9 protein-coding genes are annotated in these 12,543 nt (G+C 41.8%); all 9 read right to left on the bottom strand.

What is annotated here, in order from left to right; translation table 11 throughout:
- Nucleotides 1-185 precede the first annotated feature (185 nt).
- The 9 genes from K6C05_RS05820 to priA all read right to left on the bottom strand — a co-directional run bounded on the left by K6C05_RS05820 (nt 186) and on the right by priA (nt 12,333).
- On the bottom strand, nt 186-1,868 hold the full coding sequence (locus tag K6C05_RS05820; protein ID WP_296732387.1) for a phospho-sugar mutase: 1,683 nt from the start codon (nt 1,866-1,868) through the stop codon (nt 186-188).
- A 162-nt stretch (nt 1,869-2,030) separates the two neighbouring features.
- On the bottom strand, nt 2,031-3,227 hold the full coding sequence (gene coaBC, locus K6C05_RS05815; protein ID WP_296732385.1) for a bifunctional phosphopantothenoylcysteine decarboxylase/phosphopantothenate--cysteine ligase CoaBC: 1,197 nt from the start codon (nt 3,225-3,227) through the stop codon (nt 2,031-2,033).
- A gap of 10 nt (nt 3,228-3,237) precedes the next feature.
- Nucleotides 3,238-3,453: a DNA-directed RNA polymerase subunit omega gene (gene rpoZ / locus K6C05_RS05810; RefSeq protein WP_296732383.1), complete on the bottom strand. Its 216-nt coding sequence runs from the start codon at nt 3,451-3,453 to the stop codon at nt 3,238-3,240.
- Nucleotides 3,453-4,070: a guanylate kinase gene (gene gmk / locus K6C05_RS05805; RefSeq protein WP_296732380.1), complete on the bottom strand. Its 618-nt coding sequence runs from the start codon at nt 4,068-4,070 to the stop codon at nt 3,453-3,455. Before gmk ends, rpoZ begins: the two co-directional genes overlap by 1 nt.
- 4 nt (nt 4,071-4,074) lie before the next feature.
- Nucleotides 4,075-4,320, bottom strand: coding sequence for an extracellular matrix/biofilm regulator RemA (gene remA / locus K6C05_RS05800; RefSeq protein WP_296732377.1), 246 nt, complete (start codon nt 4,318-4,320; stop codon nt 4,075-4,077).
- 15 nt (nt 4,321-4,335) lie between these two features.
- Entirely contained in the window at nt 4,336-5,214 is an 879-nt protein-coding gene (locus K6C05_RS05795; protein WP_296732373.1) for a YicC/YloC family endoribonuclease, read from the bottom strand.
- An 11-nt stretch (nt 5,215-5,225) separates the two neighbouring features.
- Nucleotides 5,226-6,065 carry a diaminopimelate epimerase gene (dapF, locus tag K6C05_RS05790; protein ID WP_296732370.1) on the bottom strand — a complete coding sequence of 280 codons (840 nt, stop codon included), beginning with the start codon at nt 6,063-6,065 and terminating at the stop codon, nt 5,226-5,228.
- Between the two features lie 128 nt (nt 6,066-6,193).
- Nucleotides 6,194-9,832 (bottom strand): dynamin family protein, encoded by a 3,639-nt coding sequence (locus K6C05_RS05785; RefSeq protein WP_296732368.1) that lies wholly within the window; start codon nt 9,830-9,832, stop codon nt 6,194-6,196.
- Nucleotides 9,833-9,846: 14 nt separating this feature from the next.
- Nucleotides 9,847-12,333 (bottom strand): primosomal protein N', encoded by a 2,487-nt coding sequence (priA, locus tag K6C05_RS05780; RefSeq protein WP_296732365.1) that lies wholly within the window; start codon nt 12,331-12,333, stop codon nt 9,847-9,849.
- Between the last annotated feature and the right edge of the window lie 210 nt (nt 12,334-12,543).

Below are 12,543 nucleotides of genomic sequence, written 5' to 3'. Positions count from 1 at the left end.
ATTTGTGGGCTAAAGCATGGTATCCGATATCCCCTTTCAAATATTCCTGAACTATCTTCAATTTGAATTCAACACTGTATTTTGCCATAAAAAGACCCCCATAAGTTAGATTACTTAGTCTAACTTATGGGGGTCTCTACAATACTTCCGCAAAAGGGGCATTTACATTGTTAAATTACTGAATATTATGCAAATAACGGTTTAACTGCGGCAGATAATTTCTCCTTTTGGGCCTTGGCTTCCTCAAGGTTACTGCCCAAGGTCGTGAAATATGCCTTGATTTTTGGCTCTGTACCTGAAGGCCGCACAACAACTGTTGCTCCATCCTCAAGGGTATACACTATTACATTGGCTGCCGGCAGACCGGTTTCAGCTGTATTTTTATAATCCGTTGCCTTGGCAACCTTGATTCCTGCAATATCAGCTAGAGGCTTATCCCTCAGTCCCTGCATAATTCCAGCCATCTTGTCCATGCCACTGAGTCCAGGGAATTCAAAGCTGTCAATCTTATTGTAATATCTGCCATATTTGGAATATATTTCTTCCATACGCTGTTTAATACTTGAACCAATGCTTCTGTAATATGCAGCCATTTCACAAATAAGCATGGATGCAACTACTGCGTCCTTATCACGCACATAGGATCCGGAAAGATATCCGTAGCTTTCTTCAAAGCCAAAAATAAATCTTTCTTCCTCTCCCTTTGCTTCCAAACCGGCAATCTGGTCACCTATCCATTTGAAGCCGGTCAATACCTTGCGAAGCTCCACACCATAATTTTTTGCCACAGCATCAGCCAACGGAGTTGAAACCAGAGACATGACTGCCACCGGATTTTTTGGCATGGTCCCCTTCTCGATTCGTCCGGAACAGATATAATCAAGGAGCAAAACGCCCATTTCATTGCCCGATACCAATTCATAGGACCCATCAGGACATTTCATTGCAATTCCAACGCGGTCTGCATCAGGATCCGTAGCCAGCATAAGGTCTGCATCACATTTTTCAGCCAGCTTAAGCCCTGCCTCCAAAGCCTCATATATTTCCGGATTAGGATAACTGCAGGTGGTGAAATATCCATTTGGATACTCCTGCTCAGGTACAATTGTAATGTCTGTTATACCTATATCCTTTAAAACCTTGGTTACAGGTATAAGACCGGAACCGTTAAGCGGACTGTATACCAGCTTCAGGCCCGAGGTCCTGGCCAGACCTGGCCTTACCTGTCTGGATTCAATGGCTTCATAAAAAGCTTTCTTGCATTCATCATCTACAAAACGGATAAGCCCTTCATCTACTCCCTGTGCAAATGACATGCATTTTGCACCGTCAAGCACATCGGTATTTTGTATCTCATCATAAACAACAGCAGCTGCTGCATCAGTCATCTGGCACCCATCCGGACCATAGGCCTTATATCCATTGTATTTAGAAGGATTATGGGATGCTGTAACCATGATTCCGGCATTACATTTATAATATCTAGTGGCAAAGGAAAGCGCCGGAACAGGCATTGCAGCATCATAAATCCGTACCTTAATACCATTGGCAGCTAAAACACAGGCTGCTGTTTTGGAAAATACATCACTTTTCAGTCTGGTGTCAAAGCTGATGGCTACAGTCTGATTTCCGCCCTGCTTCTTTACCCAGTTGGCAATCCCCTGAGTAGCCTGTCTGACCACATAGATATTCATTCTATTGGTCCCTGCACCCAATACGCCACGCAGTCCGGCCGTACCGAATTTAAGTGATACAGCAAACCTGTCCTTAATTTCTCCGTCATTTCCCTGTATACCTGCTAATTCCGGATAGAGATCACAATCCTCCAAATCTGCCTCCATCCAACGCTTATACTCATCAAGATACATATAATCGCCCCCTGTATTAATCTGATCACTATTAAATTTCTACAAGGTATGGTTAAATCCTTTAATTTAATTACAGTTGTTATTATTTTTCAAATATTCTTTATGTCATTTAAGGCTCAAACAAAAAAATTGGGAAACTGAATTTCAGTTTTCCCAATTCTGTTATTGTTTTAGGCTGAGAACTCTGTCCAAAAGCTGGTTGGCCACCTCTTTTTTGCTCATAAGAGGCATTTCCTCGACCTGACCGTTTCTGAATAAAAGCTTTACGGCATTGGTATCTGAATTAAAGCCAGAATCCTTTCTGGATACATCATTGGCAACTATCATGTCCAGATTTTTCTTTTCCAGCTTTTGTCTGGCATATTCAATCAAATTCTGTGTTTCAGCAGCAAATCCCACCAAAATTTGCCCTGGCTGTTTTAATTCCCCCAGTTCCTTTAGGATATCAGGATTTTTGTCCAGGGTCAGAATAAGTTCATCGTCATTCTTTTTTATTTTTTGGTCGGAAATATTGCGAACCCTATAATCAGCCACAGCAGCTGCCTTAATGACAATATCAGCAGAATTATAATTTTCCAGTACTGCCTTCCGCATTTCAGCCGCTGTCTGCACCATTATAGCATTTACACCACAAGGTATTTCCAGGGAAGAAGGACCTGATACCAGGATGACATCAGCCCCACGGGCAGCAGCTGCTTCTGCAACAGCATATCCCATCTTTCCGCTGGAGCGGTTTCCTATAAAGCGAACAGGATCAATAGGTTCATGGGTTCCTGCCGCGGTGACCAAAACCTTCAGCTTCGACATATCCATGGTCCTTGAAAACCAGTTATGAACAAATTCCACTATGTCAACCGGCTCAGGCATACGGCCAACCCCTTCTGCACCGCAGGCTAAATGACCTGCCGCAGGAGGTATAAAATGCCATCCCAGGGCTGTGAGCTTTTTGATATTTCCCTGAGTAAGAGGATTATTATACATATTGGTATTCATTGCCGGAGCAAAAAATACCGGTGCCTGCACAGCCAAAAGAGTTGTCGTCAGCATATCGTCAGCTATGCCTGCTGATGCCTTGGCAATAAAATTGGCAGTAGCAGGTGCTACAATGACTGCATCAGCCAATTCAGCCAAGGCAATGTGCTCCACATTATAATTTGTTACCTCTCCCCACATGGTGGTGACCACCGGATTACCGGTAATTTCACGAAAAGTAAGGGGGGTAATAAAATTCTGGGCCCCACTGGTCATTATGACATGAACAGAAGCACCGGCTTTTCGAAGCCTGCTGGCTATTTCCACAGACTTGTAGGCTGCAATTCCCCCGGTAACACCTAAAATGATATTTTTATCCTTAAACATATGCCTATCCTTACTTGGCAGTGTTACGCAAACGCTTGTAGGTTATCTTGCCTTCATATATTTCCTCCAGGGCATTGGTAACATCCCTGATAGAGGTTCTTTCTGCAGAAACATCATGATTGCCTGCCATGATATCACGGGCACGCTTTGCTGCGAGTGATACAAGGGTATATCTGCTGTCTACCTTCGGTAATACCTGATCTAAAGATGGGGTTACAATATCCATTATAAAATCTCCTTCCGCTGCTTTAAACTGTTCAGCATATCAATATTCAAATCAGTACGGTGACGCTCGGCCTTTATGATTTCAGCAATCTCATTGGCAGCAGTTTCCACTGATTTATTTACCACAACATATCTGTATTCCTTGCCCATTTCAATTTCAGCTACAGCTGAGCCAAGACGCCGATCAAGGCTTTCCTGGGTTTCTGTTCCGCGGCCATTAAGCCGTTTTTCCAATTCCGTCAGGGAAGGTGGTACAAGAAAAATAAACAATCCATCAGGACATTTCTTTTTTACATTCATGGCCCCCTGGGTATCTATCTCCAATAAAATATCAATTCCCTGAGCCAGTTTTTCCTCAATTTTCTTTAATGGTGTTCCGTAATAATTGCCGTATACCTCAGCCCATTCCAGAAGTTCACCATTTTCTATCATTCTTTCAAATTCTTCCCGGGTATGGAAATAATAGTTTACACCATTTTTTTCCCCGGGACGGGATGCCCTGGTAGTAGCTGATACCGAATAGGCAATATCAGGATTATTTTTGCGGAGAACATCACAAACAGTTCCCTTTCCGGTACCGGATGGTCCTGATATTACAATCAGTAAACCCTTTCGCATTATTTTATTCCTCCTCATCAAAGCGGTGTGACATGGTATCAGGCTGTACTGCAGACAGGATAACATGTCCGCTGTCCATTATTATCACAGCCCTGGTCCTACGCCCGTAAGTGGCATCTATAAGCTGAAAACGGTCTCTGGCATCCTGAATGACGCGCTTAATTGGTGCTGATTCAGGACTTACCACGGCAATAACCCTATTTGCCGAAACTATATTACCAAACCCTATATTAATAAGCTTAATATTCATATAAATGTTCCTCAATTATTCAATATTCTGGATTTGTTCACGGATTTTTTCTATTTCACATTTTACATCAACGGCAATCTGGGCTACGCCTGAGGAATTAGCTTTGGAAGCAGCCGTGTTGATCTCCCGGTTCATTTCCTGTATCAAAAAATCAATTTTACGGCCAACCGGTCCATCAAGATTGATAATTTCCCTGAACTGGTTAAAGTGACTGTAAAGTCTTACCAGCTCTTCCGTATAATTTACCTTATCAGTAAACATCGCTGTTTCCTGAATAATCCTGTTTTCATCTATATCTTCCTTGGCAAGATACTGTTCCAAAAGGGTGGTTAGACGCTGACGATAATTATCAACAATCTCAGGGGCCAGCTTTTCAAGCTGCTTTACATAGCCTTCCAGGGTTGTAATGCGGCTTAACAAATCTTCCTTTATATTGCTGCCTTCACATTCACGCATGGCAACAAGACCCTTAAGGGCATCCTCTACAGCCGCAAGAATAGCAGGCTTGGCCTCCTCCATATCATTGGTTTCATCATCCACACTGAGGACATCAGGAAAACGCACTATATCCATGGCAGAGTATTTCTTGTCACTTCCCAGCTGCTGGTTGATATCATCCAGGGCCTTGCTGTAAGCGTCTACCAGCCCCTTGTCTACAGTGATGGAAACTGCCTTTTCCCGTAAATCCTTGAAATTAATATTAATATCCAGCTTGCCACGGGAAATATATTCCTTGATTTTTTTGCTTATATCCCCCTCAAACATGTTTAAGGTGTGATGCATATGAAAATTGATTTCCAGATAGCGTTGATTTACGGTTTTGATTTCCACATGAACCTTAAAGGAATCATTTTCAAAATCACCTGTACCAAAACCAGTCATGCTCTTTATCATTATTACTTCTCCTATAAATCAATCGTCCCGGTAAAAACATTTTTCGCTGGGCCTGTCATGAACAAATGATTATTATCTGCCCATTCCACAGTGAGTTTTCCCCCATCCAGCTGGATTTCGGCTTTTCTTCCGGTTAATCCGTTGAGCACGGCTGCTGTAAGAGTAGCACATGAGCCTGTTCCACAGGCCAGGGTAATGGCAGCACCTCTTTCCCATACGCGCATGCGAATATGAGAAGAATCCTTTATTTCAGCGAATTCGGTATTTGTCTTTTTAGGAAAGCTTTCATGAACCTCGAACAATGGTCCATATTCATTGATTGGAAACGCTTCTGCATCATCAACAAAAACAACACAATGTGGATTGCCCATTGATACACAGGTCATTTTAAACGTCTTGTCCTTAACGGTTATAGCTTCATTGATAATCCTTTGACTTCCATAGCCGGTCACAGGAATTTGGTCGCCTTCAAGTATCGGTTCACCCATATCTACCTGAATCATATCAACAGTATCACCATTAAGTATAATTTTAGGAGTGAGAATTCCGGCCCCGGTTTCCACTGTGAATTCCTCCCTGTCAGTAAGTCCTGATTCATAGACATATCTGGCAAAGCACCGGATACCATTACCACACATTTCTGCTTCACTGCCATCAGCGTTAATGATGCGCATGCAAAAATCTGCTTTTTTTGATGGCAGGACCAAAAGTATTCCATCAGCCCCTATGCCATAATGGCGATCACAAAGCTTCACTGCAGCTGGGAAATAATCCGACGCAGATTCCTTAAGACAGTCAATCAGTATAAAATCATTACCGGTACCCTGCATTTTGGTAAAATGAACCTTCATTACCTTTTCCTCCATTGAATCAGAGTATTACAGTCAACTGTGTACCATATCTCTGTATACTTATTATGATTAATTTGCATTTTATACATCTTTTAATTTTACATATATTTTAAAAATTTTGCAAGAAATTATAGCTGCTCATACAGCTTCTCCAAAAGTGTTATATCATATCCCCCGGAAAGTGCAGATATGTCGGCATCTATTTTCTCTCCGATTCTCTGTCTGAAACGCCTGATAACATCAGAAAAAAGTTTCTTTATTACCACTGTTTCATATTCAGTCAGCTTTTGCTTTTCCGGTTTCAGATAATCATCTGTAAAATCTGATAAAAGTCTTTCAAGCATATCACTTAACAGCTTGGTCTTTCCACCTTCAAAGAAATCCCGGGGATTTTTATACACTGTCAAAGGCTTACTGAAAACGCTGCGGTCCAATTTGATAAATGCCGGCTGAAATTCCAGCTGATTATTATGAGTATACTCCCTTGCAGTTAATTGAAGTTCCGGATTAATATCATTTATAAGCTCGTTAATATGTCCTTGAAGATCAAAAAGCTTGCGGGACATATAATTATCTACCCGCAGGCCTGTGGCCCTCAGCTGCTGGGAAAGATCAAAGCCCATACTTTCCAATAGCTGCTCCAGTGCATCCTGCAATTGTTTTTTTGAATCCTTGTTTCTTTGGAAGCCTGCCGGATTAAATGCTTCACGGTAAAAATCCAAAAAGCGTAAAAATACATTCTGTTTTACATAATAAATAAGCTCATCAATTTCCTGATGAAGGCCGGTAACAAGCTCATAATCATTTGTACTGTCCAGCATTTGCCGGATATCCTTTTTGTTTTCAACAAGTCCGGAAATCTTAATTTCCTTTTCAAGGCGATCTGTTTTGCTGATGTCTATTAGCTGTTTTATTTCAGCTGCAGCCTTGTTGTATTCTTCCAGGGCAGCCTGTATGGCAAAACTGCTCAGTTCCTCATCCACAAAGCTGAAAAATCTGGTTTCGAATGGAATACGGACATCCCTGCCGGCCAATTTATCGACCAATATTTTCTGGCTGGATAATGAAAATAGCTGAGGCGTTGTAATACCGTATGTCTTCAACTGCTTTGCAACATAGCTTTCCACTGATGCAGCTTCCTCAACACTGTCAGCCAGGTCAATAGCGTTAATAATGAAAAAAATCTTATCCATCTGGAATGAATCCTTGACCCTGCCAAGCTGGATGATGAATTCCCGGTCAGCCCTGGAAAAGGCATGATTATAATAGGTCACATATAACACAACATCAGATGTACGAATAAAATTAAATGACATATTTGTGTGCCGGGCATTTATGGAATCAGCACCTGGGGTATCCACCAGGGTTATTCCCCTGGCAGTAAGAGGACAATCATAATACAGCTTTATACAATCCACAAAACAGGATTTATCCTCATGGACAGCATATTGGCGGAAATCCTCCAAATCACTTTCAAAGACACTTCCCAATCTGTCAGCCATGTTAGCATAACCATTTATGAATGCCCGCAAAAAAGTCTTTTCCCTCTGATACTGATTATTTTCAAGTTGTATGGCTTTACCAGCCATTTCAAAGGCTTCGTCCAGGGATACAGGATGCAAATCAAATGGTTTAAAGGCCCTGATAAGATCATCAAGAAGGAGTTTACTGCTTTTCAGCCTGATTTCTGTTGTACCGTGTTTATGAGTAAAATCAACAGGTAAGACCATGTTTATAGCTGCAGTTGTAGGATTTGGTGATACCGGCATTACATTTTCCCCTAAAAGGGAATTGGCAAAGGAGGATTTGCCTGCACTGAAAGCACCAAAAAGGGTTACCATAAAACCTTTATTCTGTAATCGATCAGCCCTTTCCGCCAATTCATCAGCCAGCTTTTCCAGTCCGGGAACTTGTCCTATAAGCTCTGCTCCTCTTTGAAGCTTAAGGTAAGCAGCCTTTATTCTTTCCGATCCCTTAAGGTCCTTCCCCTCAAATGAAGAATCAGCCTTAGCAGTTACATTTATATGCTCCCGGACCTTTTCTGAAGCTGACTCCACAATTTTTGTATCAGCTATTTTACCCCTATTATCCTTCTGATCTGCCGGGGCAATGATTTTTTCCATCCTTTCCTTATTGCCTGTAATATCTGGAATATTAATATCCGATATAACAGGTTTATCAGCATTGAGGATATCATCTATTTCCTGCTGAACAGCTTTATTATCAGCAATGGCTTTATCAACACAGCTCCAGGCCCTTTGATAAATATTAAGGTCATCCAGCCGCTTGTTTATGTCCTTCAGCCTGCCCTCACGATATCCCCGCAGTCCTGGCGCTATCAATTCCTTAACTTCTGCCGCCTTATTCCGGGCTACTTCCTTGATGCCCTCAGCGAAATTTTCCGTATATTTTATGACATAGGTTCCATCCTGTGTCAGTTTGGCACCGGACCGCATGGCATCAGTCAGCAGCTGTTCCGGTGGTTTTACAGAAAGCTCCTGGATACTTTTTTGCAGCTTTACATTCTCAAGATGATTTTTCCGGACAATTTCCATGCAGAATGTCTTTAAGTGCCACTCAATCTGTGCCTTTGCTTTTTCAGAGGCATCATCGTAAAATAACTGTTTGCGGCGCTGCAGCTCGGCCATGGTTTTCTTCCCGCGGCCAAACAGACCGATTTTAAAGGATGGCTGACAGGCTTCCAGATAATCCCTGGCCAAATCCCTTGTAGAGGTTGGCATCAGATAGGCATTATCCAAAATTTTGTCGATACCTGCCTTGAATTCAGATTCCCAATCGGTGTTTAATGCTGTTTTCTCATCAATCAATGCCCCATACTCTGCTTTTAATTCCTGGAGTCTTTTAGGCCCTATTCCTTCCAGTATTTCCCTGGAAGCTTTGTTTGCCTCAAGCTCCTGCTGATCAATTTCATCAATGTATTCGTTGATTATCTTTTTCATTGAAGAATAAATTGATTCTTCCAGCCCCTCATAACGATTGGCAATTTTTTCACTGATAAGCTCCATCAATAGGTCATACTGGCTATATTCCATACCGGGATCCTTAAGGGAAATATAAAATATGCCCCGATACTTAACCCCCCAAGCGTCAAAAGAGCTTTGTACCTTGTCTTTATACTCATCCCATGTGAGTTCTTCTCTGGTATATTTGTCAATCTGATTGATAATAAGATATACTTCCTTGCCGGCCTCAGTAAGTTCCCTGGTAAAGGTAAAATTATGCTCAGACTGAACGTGATTATAATCCATGACATAAAAAATAACATCTGCCAGATGTATAGCATCTTCAGTAGCAAGTCTGTGAGCATCATCTGTAGAATCAATTCCCGGAGTATCAAGTATTTCAACGCCTTCAGGAATCTTCAGGGCACTGCTGCTCAGTTCAACACAGGATACCTTATTGCCATCACGGCAATAGTCTTTTATCAGCTCATAGTCATAGGGTGCCAGATATTTATAGATATCACCTTGGCTAAAATATACCCTTGCATAATCAGTACCTGCACAGAGCTTCACCAGGTTGGCACTGGTAGGAATTGGACTTGACGGTAAAATATCAGCATCGAGGAAGGAATTTATCAACCGGGATTTGCCCGCTGAAAAATGTCCGGCAAAAGCTATATCATAGCTTTTATTTATCAGTTTTTCAGCAAGATGGCCAATGCGGACGACATTACGGTGGTTATGCTTTCCTTCAAAAAACTTATAGGCAGCTGTAAGTTTATTTTCCAATAAATCTCTAGTCATTATTTCTCCCAAAATCAAGCAGTGGTAATAGGATCAATATCAATGATTACATTCATGTCTTTATGAATCCCTTCGGCTTTAAGAAAACTGTTTACCTTTTCCAGGTCATTGGTTTTTATAAGCATGGAAAATCTGTATATACCTTTGAGGTTATATATCATGGCAGGTGCCGGCCCTATTATCTGGTTACGGGAATCCTTGCCAAAATATTTCATAAAGGAGTTTTTTAGGCCCTCGGCCTGCAATCTTGCCTCATCGGATTTTTCATTCTGAAATATAAGTTTAACTATTCGGCAGTAGGGCGGAAAATATAAAGCCTTACGAATTTTCAGCTCCTCAGTGGCAAAGCTCTCAAAATCCTGATTAATGCCACACTGAACTGCATTATTGTCCGGAGCATAGCTCTGCACAATAACCTTTCCTGGAACGTCTCCACGACCCGCCCGGCCAGCCGTTTGGGTTATCAACATAAATACCCGTTCTGCAGCCCGAAAATCAGGCATATTAAGTGCAGAATCAGCACTTATGATTCCAACAGCAGTAACGTTCGGAATATCATGCCCTTTGGCTACCATCTGTGTCCCCAGTAAAATATCAAACTCTTTGTTTCTAAAGCGTTTTATGATATTGGCATGTGAGAACTTCCCGGTTGTGGTATCACGATCCATGCGAATAACTCTGGCAGAAGGAACAAGAGTATGCAGCTCCTGTTCCAGCTTTTCGGTTCCGGACCCAAAATATTTTATATACCTGCTTTCACATTTTGGACAAACATCCGGGACTGGTACGGTAATATCACAATGATGGCACATGAGGCGTTTATCCTTATGATAAACCAGCGGCATACTGCATTGAGGACACTTGATTACTTCTCCGCAGGACCTGCACATTACGAAGGTAGAAAATCCACGGCGATTTAGCATCAAAATCATCTGCTCACCCTTGCTGATAGTTTGCTCAATTAGCTCCCGCAACGGTTTGCTTATGATATTACGCCGACCTTTTTTCAATTCCTGACGCATATCGACACAATAAATTTTTGGCAATGGCTTATTGCCTATTCGTGCAGGCAGCCGCAATACCTCGTATTTTCCGTTAATGGCCCTAAAATGGGTTTCCATGGAAGGTGTTGCACTGCCTAATATAATTGGTGCTCCATAGCATTGAGCTATTTTCTCAGCTACAACCCGGGCATGATATCTTGGGGACTCATCCTGCTTATAGGAATTATCCTGCTCCTCATCCATAATAATCAGACCGATATTATCTACTGGTGTAAAAAGAGCTGATCTGGCACCTATTATGATTCCGGCCTCACCACGGCGAACGCGTAGAATGGCATCATTTCTTTCACTGATGGAAAGTCGGCTGTGAATAACAATAATATCATCAGGAAAATAACTTTTGAAAGCCTGTACCACCTGACCCGTAAGGGCTATTTCCGGCACAAGCACTACAACCCGTCGGCCCAGGTCTCTGGCATTTTTGGCAGCCTCTATATATACCTGAGTCTTTCCACTGCCGGTTACGCCATATAACAAAAACTCCCTGTATTCACAGGCTTCTATTGCAAAGGATAATTTCTCAACAGCATTTTCCTGATACTTGGTTAAATGTATTTCATCATGGCTGTCAGACCATCCCTGATAGCTATCCCGATAAATACGACGCTTATCCTTTTTTATATAACCACTGTCTGCCACGGCCTTTACAATAGCAGGAGCAATACCTTCCCTCTTTAGTTCAGGCATGGAAAGTACAATTTCCTTATTATCACAGCCATTGGCCTGATGTTTTTTTATAAGCTCCAGGAGCTTCTTTTGGGCAGGTCGGCGTTTTAAGGACAAAATAATATCATCATTTATTTCTTTTGTGGGAATGTAAATATTCTCATAGACAGCCTTTACTTTACTGTCAGCGACATAAGTGCGGCTGATTGCCCCGGACTGAAGCAGGGTTTCAAGATAAGAATTCAATTCTGAAGCTATTTCTTCCTTGCCCTCAGCAACCAGACGCTCCATAATCTCTTTTTTCCCAATACTGTCGGCGTCTGATATCATATCATATAAAATCCGATATCTGTCCACCAAAAGGAGGACATTATCCTTCATATCAGGAGATGCCGAATATTTTAGCTGAATATGTGCCCCGCTTTTTCCGGGAATGAACAGTCGCATTATTTCCCCCACTGAACACAGATAAAAATCAGCTATCCAGCTGGAGATTTCGATGAGTTCGCTGGAAAACCATGCTTCTTCATCCAATGTTTCCTTTATAGGCTTCAGCTCAAATTCGGATTTGATGGAATCCGAATCTACTTTCCTGATGGCGACAATAAACCCCTCAATATCTCTGCCACCAAAGGGCACTATAACACGCCAGCCTACATCCAGATAGTTTAGCTTATCAGGAATAATATAGCTGTAGGCCTTGGAAATACTTTTTATTGGAATATTTATATACACATCTGCCAGAATCAAAATATCAACCCATTTACTCAAAATAAAATTAATCTGACGAAATATCCCCTACCTAAAGGAGGTAGGGGACAATACCCTGTAAAATGAAATTTAATTATAACGCCATTGTTCAAATTTTTCTTCTTTAGAAGAAAAATCTTCCAATTAGCGTTTCAACGAGCTGGGAGATATGCTCGCCAGCTGTTGTAGTTTGTTTTCCCCCACCTAAAGAGGAAGGGGACATCTTAAAGC

The sequence above is a fragment of the Anaerovibrio sp. genome (assembly GCF_024697385.1).
Classification (GTDB): domain Bacteria; phylum Bacillota; class Negativicutes; order Selenomonadales; family Selenomonadaceae; genus Anaerovibrio.
The sequence above is the reverse complement of the archived record's forward strand: the minus strand, read 5'-3'. Positions and strand labels throughout refer to the sequence as shown.

Bases quoted from the DNA above. Each gene is read 5' to 3' on its own strand.
- K6C05_RS05820 (WP_296732387.1), bottom strand. From the start codon at position 1,868: ATGTATCTTGATGAGTATAAGCGTTGGATGGAGGCAGATTTGGAGGAT.
- coaBC (WP_296732385.1), bottom strand. From the start codon at position 3,227: ATGTTTAAGGATAAAAATATCATTTTAGGTGTTACCGGGGGAATTGCA.
- rpoZ (WP_296732383.1), bottom strand. From the start codon at position 3,453: ATGGATATTGTAACCCCATCTTTAGATCAGGTATTACCGAAGGTAGAC.
- gmk (WP_296732380.1), bottom strand. From the start codon at position 4,070: ATGCGAAAGGGTTTACTGATTGTAATATCAGGACCATCCGGTACCGGA.
- remA (WP_296732377.1), bottom strand. From the start codon at position 4,320: ATGAATATTAAGCTTATTAATATAGGGTTTGGTAATATAGTTTCGGCA.
- K6C05_RS05795 (WP_296732373.1), bottom strand. From the start codon at position 5,214: ATGATAAAGAGCATGACTGGTTTTGGTACAGGTGATTTTGAAAATGAT.
- dapF (WP_296732370.1), bottom strand. From the start codon at position 6,065: ATGAAGGTTCATTTTACCAAAATGCAGGGTACCGGTAATGATTTTATA.
- K6C05_RS05785 (WP_296732368.1), bottom strand. From the start codon at position 9,832: ATGACTAGAGATTTATTGGAAAATAAACTTACAGCTGCCTATAAGTTT.